16 protein-coding genes are annotated in these 16,051 nt (G+C 69.5%); 9 read left to right on the forward strand and 7 right to left on the reverse strand.

Annotation, left to right across the window (positions count from 1 at the left end; translation table 11 throughout):
• The 4 genes from ODE13_RS07120 to ODE13_RS07135 all read left to right on the forward strand — a co-directional run bounded on the left by ODE13_RS07120 (nt 1) and on the right by ODE13_RS07135 (nt 2,803).
• Complete coding sequence (locus tag ODE13_RS07120) at nt 1–705, forward strand: pyroglutamyl-peptidase I (RefSeq protein ID WP_322478644.1); 705 nt, start codon at nt 1–3, stop codon at nt 703–705.
• Between the two features lie 95 nt (nt 706–800).
• The gene (locus ODE13_RS07125) at nt 801–1,976 is read left to right on the forward strand and encodes a S8 family serine peptidase (protein ID WP_322478645.1); all 1,176 of its coding nucleotides are present in this window, start codon (nt 801–803) and stop codon (nt 1,974–1,976) included.
• A 61-nt stretch (nt 1,977–2,037) separates the two neighbouring features.
• Nucleotides 2,038–2,292, forward strand: coding sequence for a hypothetical protein (locus ODE13_RS07130; RefSeq protein WP_322478646.1), 255 nt, complete (start codon nt 2,038–2,040; stop codon nt 2,290–2,292).
• Nucleotides 2,293–2,437: 145 nt separating this feature from the next.
• The gene (locus ODE13_RS07135; RefSeq protein WP_322478647.1) at nt 2,438–2,803 is read left to right on the forward strand and encodes a hypothetical protein; all 366 of its coding nucleotides are present in this window, start codon (nt 2,438–2,440) and stop codon (nt 2,801–2,803) included.
• A 101-nt stretch (nt 2,804–2,904) separates the two neighbouring features.
• On the opposite strand, the gene fdhA is transcribed toward ODE13_RS07135, so the two are convergent.
• The 3 genes from fdhA to ODE13_RS07150 form a co-directional block, all read right to left on the reverse strand.
• Complete coding sequence (fdhA, locus tag ODE13_RS07140) at nt 2,905–4,119, reverse strand: formaldehyde dehydrogenase, glutathione-independent (protein WP_179541371.1); 1,215 nt, start codon at nt 4,117–4,119, stop codon at nt 2,905–2,907.
• A 110-nt stretch (nt 4,120–4,229) separates the two neighbouring features.
• Nucleotides 4,230–5,138, reverse strand: coding sequence for an HAD family hydrolase (locus ODE13_RS07145; RefSeq protein WP_322478648.1), 909 nt, complete (start codon nt 5,136–5,138; stop codon nt 4,230–4,232).
• Nucleotides 5,139–5,197: 59 nt separating this feature from the next.
• Entirely contained in the window at nt 5,198–6,187 is a 990-nt protein-coding gene (locus ODE13_RS07150; RefSeq protein WP_322478649.1) for a helix-turn-helix transcriptional regulator, read from the reverse strand.
• A gap of 98 nt (nt 6,188–6,285) precedes the next feature.
• On the opposite strand from ODE13_RS07150, the gene ODE13_RS07155 reads away from it, so the two are divergent.
• The gene (locus ODE13_RS07155; protein ID WP_322478650.1) at nt 6,286–7,284 is read left to right on the forward strand and encodes an SDR family oxidoreductase; all 999 of its coding nucleotides are present in this window, start codon (nt 6,286–6,288) and stop codon (nt 7,282–7,284) included.
• Between the two features lie 18 nt (nt 7,285–7,302).
• On the opposite strand, the gene ODE13_RS07160 is transcribed toward ODE13_RS07155, so the two are convergent.
• Entirely contained in the window at nt 7,303–7,593 is a 291-nt protein-coding gene (locus tag ODE13_RS07160) for a PLDc N-terminal domain-containing protein (protein WP_322478651.1), read from the reverse strand.
• A 140-nt stretch (nt 7,594–7,733) separates the two neighbouring features.
• On the opposite strand from ODE13_RS07160, the gene ODE13_RS07165 reads away from it, so the two are divergent.
• Nucleotides 7,734–8,489: a hypothetical protein gene (locus tag ODE13_RS07165; RefSeq protein WP_322478652.1), complete on the forward strand. Its 756-nt coding sequence runs from the start codon at nt 7,734–7,736 to the stop codon at nt 8,487–8,489.
• A 47-nt stretch (nt 8,490–8,536) separates the two neighbouring features.
• Nucleotides 8,537–8,971: a DUF6653 family protein gene (locus ODE13_RS07170; RefSeq protein WP_322478653.1), complete on the forward strand. Its 435-nt coding sequence runs from the start codon at nt 8,537–8,539 to the stop codon at nt 8,969–8,971.
• Between the two features lie 35 nt (nt 8,972–9,006).
• Here ODE13_RS07170 and dnaB read toward each other — a convergent pair whose 3' ends face one another.
• Together dnaB and ODE13_RS07180 are read right to left on the reverse strand one after the other, a co-directional pair.
• On the reverse strand, nt 9,007–10,356 hold the full coding sequence (dnaB, locus tag ODE13_RS07175) for a replicative DNA helicase (RefSeq protein WP_179543069.1): 1,350 nt from the start codon (nt 10,354–10,356) through the stop codon (nt 9,007–9,009).
• 96 nt (nt 10,357–10,452) lie between these two features.
• Entirely contained in the window at nt 10,453–11,337 is an 885-nt protein-coding gene (locus tag ODE13_RS07180; protein WP_322478654.1) for an alpha/beta hydrolase, read from the reverse strand.
• Between the two features lie 78 nt (nt 11,338–11,415).
• On the opposite strand from ODE13_RS07180, the gene ODE13_RS07185 reads away from it, so the two are divergent.
• Both ODE13_RS07185 and ODE13_RS07190 read left to right on the forward strand, forming a co-directional pair.
• A complete protein-coding gene (locus tag ODE13_RS07185; protein WP_322478655.1) occupies nt 11,416–12,927 on the forward strand; it encodes a peptide synthetase in 1,512 nt (503 codons plus the stop codon).
• Nucleotides 12,927–14,201 carry a glutaminase gene (locus tag ODE13_RS07190; protein WP_322478656.1) on the forward strand — a complete coding sequence of 425 codons (1,275 nt, stop codon included), beginning with the start codon at nt 12,927–12,929 and terminating at the stop codon, nt 14,199–14,201. Before ODE13_RS07185 ends, ODE13_RS07190 begins: the two co-directional genes overlap by 1 nt.
• A 17-nt stretch (nt 14,202–14,218) precedes the next feature.
• On the opposite strand, the gene ODE13_RS07195 is transcribed toward ODE13_RS07190, so the two are convergent.
• A complete protein-coding gene (locus ODE13_RS07195; RefSeq protein ID WP_322478657.1) occupies nt 14,219–15,352 on the reverse strand; it encodes an LLM class flavin-dependent oxidoreductase in 1,134 nt (377 codons plus the stop codon).
• Nucleotides 15,353–16,051 lie beyond the last annotated feature (699 nt).

Consider the following 16,051-nt stretch of genomic DNA (forward strand, 5'->3'; position numbering starts at 1 on the left):
ATGAGTGCCGGACCTCTGGACGACCGGCCCACGAGCGCCGCACCGTTGGTGCTCCTCTCCGGTTTCGAACCCTTCGGCGGGATGGACCACAATCCCTCCTGGGACGTGGTCACCGCAGTAGCCGCGCGCGCCGCGGCAGGTCAGTCCTCCCTCCCGGGAGCGCCCGAGGTCCGCCCGCTGCGCCTGCCGGTGGCCTTTGGTCAGGCGCCTCGGCTGCTGGACGAGGCGGTGGAGGCCGCCGTCGTCGAGGGCAGGCCCCCGGCCGCCGTCCTCGCCCTGGGCCTGGCTGCCGGCACCGACGTGGTGCGGCTGGAACGGGTGGGGGTGAATCTGCGCGATGCGCGGATCCCCGACAACGCCGGCGCCCAGCCGGCCGATGAGCCCGTGGTCGAGGGCGGCGACGGCGCACTGTTCTCCACTCTGCGGCTCAAGGCCGCCCACACACGGATCAGCGCGGCGAACATCCCGGTGCAGCTCTCGCTGAGCGCCGGAAGCTTCGTCTGCAACGACGTCCTCTACTCCCTGCTGCACGGTCTGCGGGTGCGCGGCCTGGAGATCCCTGGAGGGTTCGTCCATGTCCCTGACCTGCGGGACCCGCTGTCTCCGGTGAGCCTGGAGGGGGCGGTGGAGGCCGTGGAGATCCTGCTGGAGGAGACGCTGCACGGCGGCGCCGACCTGGCGACCCCCGGCGGGTCTCTGCACTGAGCCGGGCGGAGACGCCACCCCTGGGGGATGTCACCGCCGGAGCCTACTGTGGGACCACGTCCTCATGACCCGATCCGGACCAGCAGGAGGCCCCGATGCACACTCCCGAGCACACTCTGACCACCAGCACCCGCGAGGGTCGCTTCGTCGTCGTCTTCGACACCGCCGACCTCCACGTCCGGGATCAGGAGGCCCCAGGTCTGCTCAGCGCAGAGGGTCTCTCCACCGACACCTACTTCTCCCGACTGGGCATCGCCGTGGTCGACGGGGAGGACGAACGCCTGGAGGCCTTCCGGAGCCGCTGCCGGGATCGCCGCCGTCCCGTCCGGGTGCTGCCCGAACGGATCTACCACGTGCTGGGTCCCGCGACGCCGGCCCGGCCTGCCGAGCATTCAGGCTCTTTCACCGACACCGCGGAGCTGACCTGGGGCCTGCAGGCGGTGCGCGCCGTCGAGTCGGGGCACACCGGGGCCGGGGTCCGGGTAGCAGTGTTGGACACCGGCTTCGACCTCGAGCACCCCGACTTCACCGATCGCGGCGTGACCGCCGAGTCCTTCATCGAGGGTGAGACCGCCCAGGACGGCCACGGGCACGGCACCCACTGCATCGGCACCGTGGGCGGGCCGCGCAGCCGCGAGGCCGGCCCGGGCTACGGTGTGGCGCCGGAGGCGGAGATCTTCTCCGGGAAGGTGCTCGGCGACGACGGCTCGGGCTCCGACACCTCCATCCTGGCCGGGATCGACTGGGCCCTGCGCCATGACTGCGACCTGATCTCGATGTCCCTGGGCGCTGACATCCCGGAGGTGCACCCGCCCTACGTGGCCGCCGGGCGGCGTGCCCTGGAACAGGGCGCGCTGATCATCGCCGCAGCGGGCAACAATGCACGGCGCAGCGCCGGGGAGGACGGGTTCGTCGGAGCGCCGGCGAACAGCCCCTTCGTCATGGCTGTGGGTGCCCTGGACTCGGAGCTGGGGGTCGCGGACTTCTCGGCCCGCACGCTGCCGGGACGGGGCGGACAGGTCGACGTCGCCGCGCCGGGAGTGGATGTGCTCTCCTCCTGGATCGGGGACGAGCAGCACCGGACGATCAGCGGAACCTCCATGGCCACGCCTCATGTCGCAGGTGTCGCCGCACTCCTCGCCGAGGCCACCGGCTTCCGGTCGCGTGAGCTGTGGGCCGAGATCGTCCAGGAGGCGGTGCGGCTGGAGCAGCCCTCCGTCGACGTCGGATCAGGGCTCTCCGTGGCGCCGCCGGCAGACGATGCCGGCTGACCCGGGACAGACCGGGGAGCAGGCCTGTCTGCATTCCGGGTCGGAGGACTACCCTGGCGGCATGCAGTCCCACCGTGAAGAGAGCGTCGGCTGGATCATCACGGTCGATGAGAAGAGCGCGACACACCTGGATGACGTCGTCGTGGAGCTCCAGGCCGCCGGCCTGCGGGTCAACCGTGTGCTCACCTCGCTTGGGATGATCAACGGCCGTGCCCGCGAGGACCAGTGGGAGACCCTCGCCGCCGTCGACGGAGTGGTGTCGGTGGACCGCGAGCAGGAGCACCGGATCAGCCCTCCCGACGCGGACGTGCAGTGACCCAGACTCGACGGCCTACCCACACTGGCGCGCGATAGGCTTGTCTGCCGTGACCACCCGCAGAAAGTCCCGCAGCGCCGCACCCCCGGGACGGACGTCGACACGGACGAGGGACCGGACTCAGAAGCGACCTTCGAACCGCTCGGTGCCCCGCTCATCCGGCCGTTCCGCCAGGGACCATGGGACGGCGGCGAAGTCTCGACGTCGGACGGGAGGAACCTGGGGCCGGTACCTGTGGGCCCTGGTCACCTCCGTAGTGATCGCCGCGCTGCTCTTCGAGTTCACCATGCTGTGGACCATCGGGGTCGGGTTCTACATGCTCGCCCTGCGCGAGTTCACCGGCCTGTGGTTCCTCGTCGGAGGCTACGCGCTGGCCTGCGTACCGGCCGCCTTCGGGCTGCTGATCGCCACCGGGCAGTTCTGGCGCAGCCTCACCCATGCCCTGTGGATCGGGCTGGTCTACGGCCTGCTCGGATTCTTCCTTCTGGACCGCATCCTCGGCGCACTGTGACCCTGCGCCCTGTCGGCGTGACGCAGAGAAGCCATCTGCACCGCCCGTCTGGCGGCGCAGATGGCCCTCTGGCCCCTCCCTCAGGCAGGTGGGCCGCCGACTCAGGCGGCCACCATGCCATGCGGGTCGATGACGAACTTCCGGGCCGCGCCGTCGTCGAACTCCTGATACCCGCGCGGGGCATCGTCGAGGCCGATGGCGGTGGCGTTGACGGCCTTCGCGATCTGCGCGCGGTCATGGAGGATCAGGTTCATCAGCTTCCGGTTGTACTGCTTCACCGGGCACTGTCCTGTCATGAACGAGTGCGACTTCGCCCAGCCCAGTCCCAGTCGGACGCCCAGGGTGCCTTCCTTGGCCGCGTCGTCGACCGCACCGGGATCCCCGGTGACGTAGAGCCCGGGGATGCCGATCCCCGCACCGGCACGGGCCACGGTCATGCAGTCGTTGAGCACGGTGGCCGGCGCCTCTCCGGCCCCGGAGCCGTGGCCGCGGGCCTCGAAGCCGACGGCGTCGACAGCGGCGTCGACCTCCGGCTCTCCGACGACCTCGGCGATCTTGTCGGTCAGTTCACCCTCGGTGCTCAGATCGATGCCGACGCAGCCGAAGCTCTCGGCCTGGGTGAGCCGACCGGGAACCATGTCTCCGACCATGACCACCGCGGCGCCCAGCAGCTGGGCGGCGTGGGCGGCGGCGAGACCCACCGGCCCGGCGCCGGCCACGTAGACGGTGGACCCGGTGGTGACTCCGGCCGTGTAGGCGCCGTGATAGCCGGTCGGGAAGATGTCGGAGAGCATCGTGAGGTCCAGGATCTTCTCCAGCGCCTGGTCCCGGTCCGGGAACTTCAGCAGGTTGAAGTCCGCATAGGGGATCATCACGTACTCCGCCTGACCACCGATCCAGCCACCCATGTCGACGTAGCCGTAGGCGGCGCCGGCGCGGGCCGGGTTCACGTTGAGGCAGATGCCGGTCTTGCCCTCGTCGCACATGCGGCAGCGGCCGCAGGCGATGTTGAAGGGCACAGAACAGATGTCTCCTTCGTTGACGAAGAGCACATCCTCCCCGGCTTCGACGACCTCGCCGGTGATCTCATGCCCGAGGGTCTGCCCCTGGGGCGCGGTGGTGCGGCCGCGGACCATGTGCTGGTCCGATCCACAGATGTTGGTGGTGACGATCTTCAGGATGGCGGCGTGGGGCGCCTTCTTCGTGATCCCGAAGTGGTCCGCCACCTCCTGGGGGACTTCCAGGGAGGGGTAGTCGACGGACTCGACCGCCACCTCTCCGGGGGACTTGTAGACGACGACTCTGTTCGAACTCATGGTGGGGCTCCTGATGACACAAGGTAGGTGGTGTGGATCACATGCCACTCCTCACCATGGGGGCTCCGCCCCCGGGTGACAACAGTTCGCCGGCCTGGGTCCGGTGCGGCTCAGCCGACGGCCGGGGTGAGCTCTCCGACGTCGACCCAGCGGCTCAGCACACGGGCGATGCCTTCGTCGTCATGGCTGGCTGTCACGATGTCAGCGGCCTCCTGCGCCTCAGGGATGGCGTTGCCCATGGCCACCCCGATGCCCGCGGCGCGCAGCATCGTCACGTCGTTGCCGTTGTCACCGAAGGCCATCGTCTCCGCCGGTTCGATCCCCTGGGTCCGGCAGAAGTCCAGCAGTGCGGTGGACTTGTCGACGCCGGCGCCGGTGGCCTCCAGGTAGATCGGCGAGGAGTAGCTCAGCTCGATCCGGTCGGCGAAGCGTTCCCGCAGCTCGACCTCCAGGATCTCCAGCTGCGGGCGCGGGGCGCAGTAGAGGACCTTGGTGGGCTCGATGCCCGGCGCCGTGATGTCCTCGACTAGCCGCAGGGTCAGCCCATTTCCTCCGGCCTCGTGGACGGCCTGCGGGTCGCCGTCGTCGGCGACGACCAGCTCGTCGTCGTGGGGAAGCATCATCAGCGCTCCGTGACGCACCCCGGTGGCGATCAGCGGCCGGGCGACATTCTCAGGGACGGGGTGGCGGGCGAGCGTGCGGCCGGTGGCCTGGTCCACGACCACCGAACCGTTGAGGCCGGCGAAGATCAGATCCGTCCCGAGTCCGCAGCGCTCGGCGAGTCCCTGAAGCCCGGGGATGGGCCGCCCGGAGGCGAGCATGATTCGAGTGCCCGCGGCACGCAGACCGGCGAACGCCCGCAGCGTGCCGGGCTGAGGCCGCTTGGTGGAGTCGAACAGGGTCCCATCGATGTCGAAGGCCACCAGCCGGGGCAGGGCGGTGCCCGAAGGGACAGGGCTGAAGGAGGCGGGGCTGAAGGGGGCGGGGCTGGAGGGGGCGGGGCGCTCGTCGGTCGTCACAGCCGTGATCCTATCGGAGACCCTCCTGCCCTCGTCCGTCTGCAGCCGGGTGGGCCAGATCAGCGAGGAGTGTTCCTGGCCGCCAGGTCCTGGCCGCGCCCGTGCAGGAACCCGCGCAGCTCGGCTGGCTCATGCACCTCCACTCCGGGCACTCCGAGCAGCTGGGCTCCGACGATCTCCAGCGCCTCGGTCATCAGGCTGACCTCCAACCGTGTCCCACCGCCGGGGTCGGCGCTCGTCCCGGCGGTCCGCCGGGCCTCCTCCAGCGCGGCGTCGATCTGTGTCCCGGGAAGGGCCGCGCGCAGGGTCTCCGCGGAAGACTGCGGGATGGACACACACACCGGGAGACTGTTCACGGAGCGCTCGAACTGTGTCTGCGAGCGCTGCCAGTGATCAGCCAAGGAGAAATCCGCCGGACGCCAGGCCTGTTCCTCGTGGACGGTCGCGTCCGTGATGCGGGAGACCCGGTAGGTGCGCACCGATCGTCGGTGGGCGGCGATCAGGTACCAGCGGTCGGTCTTCAGCACCAGGCCCAGGGGATCCAGACGTCGGCTCACCGGTTCACCGGGTCGGCCGGGACGCTCATAGCGGATGCTCAGCCGACGCCCCGTCCACACCGCATCGGCCACCGTGGGCAGCGCAGGCGGCCGCTCCGGTTCTGCGAACCATCGGTGGTGGTCGATGTGGAAGCGTTCCACCGCCGACTCGCCCATCGCCTGCGGCGCCCCCGGGCTGGAGACCATCTTCGCCCGGGCGGTCTCGAACTCCGTGTGCATCCCCAGCTCGCGGGAACCGGCCTGGCCCAGCAGCAGCGCCTGGACCTCGGCGGCCATCATCCCGGTCAGCGGGGAACGCCAGCCCTCCACCAGCCCCACTCCGCCGGCCGGTCCCGTGCGGGTCCACACCGGCACCCCCATGTCCTGCAGGGCGACCAGGTCCCGCTGGATGGTGCGGGCTGAAACCCCGAGGGGTGCGGCCAGGTCAGCGACGGTGCTCCGCCGCACCCTGGTCAGCTCCAGCAGCAGGGCCACCAGCCGCGAGGTGCGCATGGGCAGATCCTAGATGGTGATCCTGCCCATTGGCGACATCCAGTGTCGCCAATGGGTGGCACGCTCGGTGGAGACAGCCCCACCACCAGGAGGACTCGATGACCGACGGCACCAGGCCCGACCACGCCAAGCCCGATTCCACACCCGATCCCACCGGCACCCGATCCTTGGAAGGGAGGGTCGCCCTGGTCGCGGGAGCGACCCGCGGGGCAGGCCGCGCCATCGCCCGCCAGCTGGGACGAGCCGGCGCCGTCGTCTACTGCACGGGACGCTCCACCGCGCAGAAACCCTCCGACTACGGGCGTCCGGAGACCATCGAGGAGACCGCGGAGCTCATCACTGGTGCGGGCGGCACTGCGCATGCCGTCGTCGTGGACCATCTCGACGTCGAGGCGGTGCGGGCCCTGGTGGCGCGCATCGACAGCGAGCAGGGCAGGTTGGACATCCTGGTCAACGACATCGGCGGAGAAGCCTATGTCCAGTTCGAGACCCGGCTGTGGGAGTACGACCTCGACGCCGGACGGCGTCTGTTCGACACGGCGCTGCTGACGCACCTGAACACCAGTCACAGCGCCCTGGGCCTGCTGACCAGGAACCCCGGCGGACTGGTGGTGGAGGTGACCGACGGGACCCGCGCCTACAACGCCTCCCACTACCGGGAGACGGTGTTCCTGGACCTGGCGAAGACGGGGGTGGACCGGCTGGCCTTCGCCGAGGGCCACGAGCTCGCCGCGCACGGAGGCACCGCCGTCTCAGTCTCACCGGGGTGGCTGCGCTCGGAGATGATGCTGGACCATTTCGGCGTCACCGAGCAGGACTGGCGACAGGCCGCCGAGGCCAACCGCGGGAGGACCGACACCGTCCCGCCCTACGAGTTCGTGATCTCCGAGACTCCGGAGATGCTTGCTCGAGGCATCGCCGCGCTGGCCGCGGATCCGAACCGAGCGGCCTGGAACACCCGGTCAACCAGCTCCTTCGAACTGGCCACCCACTACGCACTCACCGACGTGGACGGCTCCCGGCCTGACTCCTGGAGCTTCATCACCGCGATGGAGGACACCCCCGTGGAGAGGATCGACGTCGACGACTACCGGTGAGGGCCGCGCCCTCCCGGGTCAGCGGCCCGGGGTCGGGGGCGGCTCACCGGAGGATGACGGGTATTCCCTCCTGTGACGCACGGTCTCCACGATGAAGTACGTCGTAGGTCCGAGGATCGGCACGCCCAGAATGACCAGAGCCCACAGGGCACCTCGCGGCGGGCGGTGCCGGGTCTGGACCAGCACCATGAGGGCGGCGAGTGCCAGCGCCCCGGCCACCAGCAGACCCCAGCGCAGCCACCAGGGAGCCGCGGCACCACCCGAGGCGGCATCGGCGGTCAGCGAGAGGATCCACATTGAGTGCTCCATGATCAGTCAAGCGTAGAGCCGTCGCCTCCCCGGTGCCCAGGATGCCTGAACACGGAGCACGCGGAAACCCGGCGCCCTTGCGTCAGCCCGGATATGCTCCGGAGAAGAGCGCAGGACCACGTGGAGAAGAGAGGCCCGCCATGAGGACATCGAAGAATCCCGGCCAGGTCGCCCGAAGGGTCTTCCTCTGGTCGATGATCGCGTCATTCACGCTCGCCGCAGGTGCTGGCATCCTGGCGCTGCTCGGACTCAGCCTCGACGACACCGGTGGTCAGGTGCTGCTGACCACGGTGGTGGTGGGTCTCTACAGTCTGGCCATGCTCTGCTGCGCGGCAGTGTTCGGGCGTCCCGAGCGTCTGGTGGGCATCATCGGCGTCGCGGTGGCGGCGCTCAGCATGTTGTGGTCCCTGGTGATGGTCTGGTCGGAGAGCAGCTGGATCTGGGACGCCTACGAGGTGCTGCTCACCGGCATCACGCTGACCGTCGCTGCCAGCTTCCTGTGCCTCATGCTGACGATGACCTCATATCGAGACGCCGTGATCCGCTGGATGCTCGGGGCGGCCGCCGGGCTCATCACCCTGGCCACCGTCCTGACCGTGGTGCTGATCTGGTGGGAGACCTGGGAGAGCGAGACCTTCGGACGGTTCTACGGAATCGTGCTGATCCTGGCGGTGCTGACCGGCGTGGTCACACCTCTGCTCTCGGCGCTGCGCCGCCGGGCCGCACCAGGGGCGTCTGAGCCCTCGACCACGGCGCCGCAGGCCCCTGCACGGCCGACCGGCGTCGACCCGCAGACGGCCGCCGCCCTGCAGGCCGAGGCCCAGCATCGAGGCATCACCGTCGCTGAGCTGGTCGCCCCGTTGCTGGAGCACAGGAACCGGCCTCCCATGGAGTGAGCCGGGCACCATAGGGCGCAGGGAACCCCCTATGCCACGCTGGTGCTGTGACGTCTCCGGATGAACTCTACGCGCGCGTGTTCCGTCGGCACGCCCATCCCGTCAGCGCCTGGTCCCGGCTGATCAGCACGCCCTTACTGATGGTGCCCCTGTGGACTCGGCGGTGGTGGCTGTATCTGCCCATCGGGGCGTGGTTCGCTGTGAACCCCGTGATGACCCCGCCGGCTGACGATTCGACGTCCTTCGCCACACGGGCGATCCTGGGCGAGGAGGCCTGGACCCGGGACCCCACCTCTGACCTGCGGGCCCTCGCGCTGGGCGGCATCGCGAGCGCCTCGCTCGCAGGTGCCATGGTCGCCAGCTATCACCATAGACGGATCCCCGCCGTCGTCGGCACCGGCTTCTACATGGCGCTGACGCTGGGGCAGTGGAAGCTGTGGGCGGGCCGGTTCGCGCGGGGCGCACGTCCACCGACCCCCTGACTCGGCACCGGCCCAACCGTCGCTCAGGGGTGCTGCTAGATGTCCTGGGCCATGTCCTGGAAGCGGGCGTAGTGGCCCTGGAAGGCGACCACGATGTCCCGGGTGGGGCCGTTACGGTTCTTCGCGACGATGATGTCAGCCTCCCCGGCGCGCGGGGACTCCTTGTCATAGACCTCTTCACGGTGCAGCAGCAGCACCATGTCGGCGTCCTGCTCGATGGAGCCGGACTCACGCAGGTCAGAGACCTGGGGGCGCTTGTCGGTGCGCTGTTCGGAGCCACGGTTCAGCTGGGACAGGGCGACGATCGGGACGTCGAGCTCCTTGGCCAGCAGCTTCAGGGTTCGGGAGAACTCGCTGACCTCCTGCTGACGGGACTCCACACGCTTGCCGGAGCTGAGCAGCTGCAGGTAGTCCAGCACGATGAGCTTCAAGTTGTGCCGCTGCTTGAGCCGGCGAGCCTTCGCCCGGATCTCCATCAGCGACATGTTGGGGGAGTCGTCGATGAACAGCGGCACCTCGTTGAGCTTGTCCACCGCCAGAGACATCTTGTCCCAGTCGTCATCGCGGATGTCGCCCTTGCGCAGATCCTGGAACTGGATCTTGGCCTCGGCGGAGAGCAGACGCATGGCGATCTCGTTGCGCCCCATCTCCAGGGAGAAGAACGCAGACGTCATCCCGTGCCCCACGGAGGCGGCACGGGCGAAGTCCAGCGCCAGGGTGGACTTTCCCATTGCGGGACGCGCGGCGACGATGATCATCTGCCCGCCGTGGAACCCGTGGGTGAGGTCGTCCAGATCCCGGAAGCCGGTCGGGATGCCGGTCAGCCCGCCGTCGTGGCTGGCGTTGGTCTCGATCTCGTCGATGGTGGGGACCAGCACCTCGGAGAGCGCCACATAGTCCTCGCTCTGCCGGTTCTCCGCGACGCTGTAGATCTCCGACTGCGCCTGGTTGACGATCGCCTCGACCTCACCGTCGGCGGTGTGGCCCATCTGCGCGATCTTGGTGCCGGCCTCCACCAGACGGCGCAGGATGGCACGCTCGTGGACGATCTCCGCGTAGAACGAGGCGTTGGCCGCCGTCGGGACCGACTGGGCCAGATTGTGCAGATAGGCGGGGCCGCCCACCCGCTGCAGCTCCTGCCGTTTGGTCAGATGGTCGGAGATGGTGACGACGTCGGCGGGCTCACCCCGCCCGTAGAGGTCCACGATCGCGTCGTAGATCAGCTCGTGGGCAGGACGGTAGAAGTCTTGACCCCGCAGCACCTCGACGACGTCGGCGATCGCGTCCTTCGAGAGCATCATCCCGCCCAGCACCGACTGCTCGGCCACCAGGTCCTGCGGCGGCGTGCGCGACTCGGCCGCCGGCGGGGCGTCATAGGCTTCCAAGCTCACCGGGGATCCTCCAAGGGGGTGATCGTTCTGAGGACAGGGTGTCGGGCCTGCGTGGAGACCCATACATGCAGCAGCTGAGGAGGTGCAGACTCAGCGGGGGTCGGCAGAGACCATCTTCTCACCCTCAGCTGACAGCCCGGTCCGCGCCGTCGAGCCGGGCCCTGAACCCGGCTCCACCCCGGCCGCCGGGTGCGCCGCCACATGCGCGGCGGTCCGCGCGGGCCAGGTGGCCAGCTCCTGCGGCGTGGCGGCGATGCTCAGCGTGGAGTCGGGGATCAGCCGGTGCAGCGCCTCTGCGGTGGCCACGGGATGAGAGGGGTCGTCCACCCAGGCGAGAATCTGTGTGGGCACCTGCACACGGGAGATCTCCTCGGGTGCGGGAAGATCGGTCAGCGCCGCGCCCCGGAAGATCGAGGGCAACAGCTCCTGGCTGACCGCGGGCACTCGTTCCCGGGGCCGGTCCGCCAGCGCGGGAGGGGGCAGCACCTGGGCGCCGATGCGCACGAAGGCCCCGATGCCGGAGTCCTCCACCAGCTGCGCGGAGCGGCGGTAGTTCCCGGCCTGGGCTGCCCGGGTCTCCCAGGCGGTCGGCGGGACCAGCAGGGTCAGCGTGGCGAAGCGACGGGGCGCGGAGAGTGCCGCGTGCAGCAGCGTGGCCGCACCCATGGACGGGCCGGCAGCATGGACCTGTTCCCCGGGTGCGAGCGCATCGAGCAGGGCCAGCAGATCTCCAGCCAGGCGAGGCCACCGGTAGTCCTCGGCGACCTTGCGGCCGGTGGAACCGCCGTGCCCGCGGGCGTCATAGCGCAGCACGCGCATCGACTCGAGGCGGCCGGTCATGTCCAAGCCGACGCGGTGCTCACGGGAGCCGCAGGAGGTCAGACCGTGCAGCTGGACGAAGGTTCCCGCCGGTGAGGAGTCTGCGGCGCTGAGCTCATAGGAGATCGCCGCTCCGTCGGTCCGGAATATGCCCACTGCTCCGGTGTCACCTCGCTGTCGTCCTGGGTCCCCGCCGGGGTCCCGGACGGGAAGGTATCCCCCTAGACTACGCCTATGCGGCTGACCAACGTCTCCCGGATGGACACCCTGACGGGCAGACTCTCCAGCTACTCGGTGACGGTCTCGCCCGCCGAGGGTGACCCCCTGCCGATCTCCTTCGACCAGAACCGCCATGTCAGCCTCGGGTCGCGACCCGGGTCCTGGATGGCTGCCGCCTTCTTCCTGGACCATCCGGCGGCCCGGGAGGAGGTCGCCGAAGCCTGGCATGCGGTCATCGCCAGGCACGGCACATTACGCACCGTGTTCAGCTGGAAGCCTCGGGCCGACGCCGCGTCGGACCTCGGCAGCGGCCGTCGCCGCCCTCCCGTGAAGGAGGGCCGGGGCGGAGGACCGAAGACGGACCTGAACCTGGGCCCGGTGCACATCAGCCCCGGGGCATGGGAGGTGCTGAGCCCGGTCAGCGTCCCCCTCGAGTCGGGGATCAGTCTGCGTGCCCACCCGGAATCCCCGCCGGCCTCCCCCGCCCCGCCGGCCTCCCCCGGCCTGCCGGTCGAGGTCGGCTCCCCGGTGTTGACCGCTGAGGAGGTCCGCACCGCGCTGCGCGCCCATTTCGACTCCGTCTGCGACCCTCTCGCCGCACCCTCGCACCGCCTCTGCGTAGTGGAGCCCGCGGGAGGCTCGCCCCCGCAGGTGATCATCGGTGTCGACCACGCCCATGTGGACGCCTGGTCGCTGCTGGTGATCATCCGCGACCTCACCACCTGCCTCGCCGACCTGCAAGCGGGAAGACCGCCAGGACGGGAGCTGCCCGCCGCTGAGCCCTTCTCCGCACACACCGAGGTGCTGGAGGACCGGCCCGCCCCGCCCGCATCGCTGGTGGACCGCTGGCAGCAGATCCTCGCCGCCGGCGGGGGCGTGATGCCGCAGTTCCCACTGCCGCTGGGGGACCTCTCTGTGCCCAGGCCGGAGGTGGTCGAGGTCCGCAATGTGCTCGACCCCGCCGAGCTGGCAGCCGTGGAGGCCCACGCCGCCGCCCACGGGGTGCGGCTGATCTCGGTGGCGGTCTCGGTGATGACCGCACTCTTCGCCGAGCTCGGCGGGCAACCCCTGCGCACCGTCTTCCCCGTCCACTCCCGGGAGGAGCCGCGCTGGTTCGACTCGGTGGGATGGTTCATCACCAACGCGGTGCTGGAGAACGACGACCCCTCCCTGGAGGCCAGCCACCGGGCGGTCAAGGAGGCGATCAGGCTGGGCAGCCAGCCGTTGGCCCCGATCATGCACCCCTACGGCGGGATGCCCGCAGAGCCCGGAATGTTCGCGATGTCCTGGCTGGACCATCGCAGGCTGCCCATCGCCGTCGACGACGCCCTGCGCCCACAGCATGTCAGCGCGGTCATCCGCACCGACGGCGTGATGATCTGGTTCGTGATCAACGAGACCGGACTGCATCTGCGCTGCCGCTACCCAGACACCCCCGAGGCCCGCATCACGATGGCGCACTGGCTCGACGCCGTCGTCGAGAGACTGCGCAGACCCGTCCACGACGACCCCACGGAGACCACCTGATGCACTCCCCCATTCCGGACTACCTGCTCGAGGTGCTGGAGTCCTGCGCCCAGGACCGCTCCGGGGAACTGGCCGACTACATCCCGGAACTGGCCTCCGCCGACGCGGACCGGCATGCCCTCGCGCTGGGCACCACCGACGGCGTCTCCTACTCCGCCGGGGACGCGGAGGCGCAGTTCACCATCCAATCGGTCTCCAAGCCCTTCGTCTATGCTCTGGCCATCGACGACATCGGCCTGGAGGCGGTCCGCGCACGTGTCGGCGTCGAACCCTCGGGAGAGGCGTTCAACGAGCTCTCCCTGGAGGGCGGCACCGGGCGTCCGCTGAACCCGATGATCAACGCCGGAGCGATCGCCACCCACCAGCTGGTGAGCACCGAAGGCTGTGAACCGCTCGACGACGGCGCTCCGGAGCGCCCCGCCCGCACAGAATCGGTGCGTGCCCGCACCGGGCGGGTGCTCGCCGGGCTCTCGGCCTTCGCCGGCCGGGAGCTGCACATCGACTACTCCGTCGCCGAGTCGGAGTTCGAGGAGAGCTACCGCAACCGGGCGATCGCGAACATGCTGCGCACCCACGACATCATCGGCGGCGAGCCCACCGAAGCGGTGCGCGGCTACATCGACCAGTGCGCGGTGCTGGTGACCGTCCGGGACCTGGCCCTGATGGCCGCGACCCTGGCCGGCGGTGGCGTGCACCCGGTGACCGGGACTCAGGTGGTCTCAGCCGCCGCCGCACGGCAGACGCTCTCGGTGATGGCCACCTGTGGGATGTACGACGGGTCCGGCCGCTGGCTGGCTCGAATCGGCATCCCCGCGAAGTCCGGGGTCTCCGGTGCGATCATCGGGGTGCTTCCCGGACAGGTGGGGATCGCCAGCTTCGCGCCTCGCCTGGACAGCGAGGGCAACAGCGTCCAAGGCGTGGAGATGTTCGAGCGACTCTCCCAGGACATGGGCCTGCACCTGATGAGCGCCGAGCAGCCTGCCGCGGCGGCGGTGCGCGGCATCACCCGCGAGGAGGGTCCCGCCGGAGCTGCGACCACCAGGGTCGCCCTGCAGGGAGCGCTGCGCTTCACCGGGGCGGAGCGCGTGCTGCGCGAAGTCGTCGCCGTCGATGCCGATCACGGGCTGGCCGAGACCGTGGTGCTGGACCTGACCCAGGTGCAGGGGCTCTCCTCCACCGCCGTGCGCATGCTGCGCGAGCTCATCCGGCGCCTGGAGCTCGACGGACACACCGTGCCGCTGGAGGACCCCGGCGGCCTGCTCGAGGACCGCTGATAGCGCGCTGAGGCGGCTCAGCTCTCCGCGGCCTCGGCGCTCTTCTTCCTCCCACCGGGGATCGGGTCGCCGCCCGCAGCCCGGCGGCGGACCAGCGACCCATGCGTGGGCGGCTCCGGAGTCCCCTCCGGGGCCCGAGCGGCGACCTCCTGGCGCAGCACCGGCACGACCTCCTCGCCGAGCAGCTCGACCTGCTCCAGCACGGTCTCCAGCGGCAGGCCAGCATGGTCGATGAGGAACAGCTGACGCTGATAGTCACCGGCGTACTCGCGGAAGCTGAGGGTCTTCTCGATGACCTGCTCCGGGCTGCCCACAGTCAACGGCGTCATCTCGGTGAACTCCTCCAGAGACGGGCCCCCGCCGTAGACCGGCGCGTGGTCGAAGTAGGGGCGGAACTCGCGCACAGCATCCTGGGAGTTCCTGCGCATGAAGACCTGCCCGCCCAGACCCACGATGGCCTGCTCGGCGGTGCCGTGGCCGTAGTGCTCGTAGCGCTCCCGGTAGAGATCCACCATGCGGCCGGTGTGCTCCTTGTTCCAGAAGATGTTGTTGTGGAAGAAGCCGTCACCGTAGTAGGCCGCCTGCTCGGCGATCTCCGGGCTGCGGATGGACCCGTGCCAGACGAACGGGGCGACGTCGTCGAGCGGCCGCGGCGTGGAGGTGAAGTTCTGCAGCGGGGTGCGGTAGCGGCCCTGCCAGTCGACCTCGCTCTCGCGCCAGAGCTGGTGCAGCAGCGCGTAGTTCTCCACGGCCAGCGGGATTCCGGAGCGGATGTCCTTGCCGAACCACGGGTAGACGGGGCCGGTGTTCCCGCGTCCCAGGGTGAGATCCACCCGACCTTCGGCAAGGTGCTGGACATAGGCGTAGTCCTCGGCCAGACGCACCGGGTCCGTGGTGGTGATCAGCGTGGTGGCGGTGGAGAGCAGGATGCGATCGGTCTGCGCGGCGAGGTGCCCCATGAGGATGGGCGGATTCGCGGGGGCGACGAACGGCGGGTTGTGGTGCTGTCCGATGGCGAAGACGTCGAGGCCCACCTCTTCAGCCTTCCTGGCGATCTCCACGGTGGCTCTGATGCGCTCGTGCTCGGTGGGGGTGCGGCCGGTGGTGGGGTCGGGCGTGACGTCACCGATGCTGAATATGCCGAACTGCATGTCCGCTCCTTGGAGTCTGAGGCACTGCTGCCGCGGAAGATGGGGAGAGAACGTCACCCATCCTTTCAAAATTGAATCACTTGCGCCGAATGCAACTGCTCGAGCCTCCACGCTATTCCACACTGCCCGGGGCCGAGCACCCCGGCCCGCCAAGTCGAGCCGTCAGCAGGTCGGCCGACCCACTCATCTGTGAGGAGATGATCGGCAGACGTCCCTGACCTGCGGCGACATGGAGCAGCCCTCTCGCGGCGTCGATCCTGCTGTGGAGATCCTGTGGATAACTGTGGGCGACACGCGCTATACACCCTGGAGCAGACCCGCGGCAAGCCTTGGATCAGCCCAAGAGATCGCTCTCGAAAAAAGTTGAATCCACAGGTGTGTCGCTACATCGCTCCAGGTCCAAGCGCTTTTGCTGAGGGTTGTGGATAACTATCCACAGGGTTTCCCCCAGATTGTGCACAGGACACGCCGCGCACTCCACATGTTATCCACAGCCCGAGCGGTTGGGGGTATTGCTACTCGCCGGAAGTCACCATATGGTGTGAGGCGTCCCCCACTCGCCGGACGGGTATTGGCTGGCATCGCCTGCGCACATCCGTCCACCTGCTGATCGGCCGAACTGATCGGATTCGAGCATCGGGCCGGGAGGAGCTTCGCGGTCGGCTCGGGTTCACCATAGCCCGGACGATCAGCATCGGG

The organism is Nesterenkonia sp. HG001 (genome assembly GCF_034438835.1).
Classification (GTDB): domain Bacteria; phylum Actinomycetota; class Actinomycetes; order Actinomycetales; family Micrococcaceae; genus Nesterenkonia; species Nesterenkonia xinjiangensis.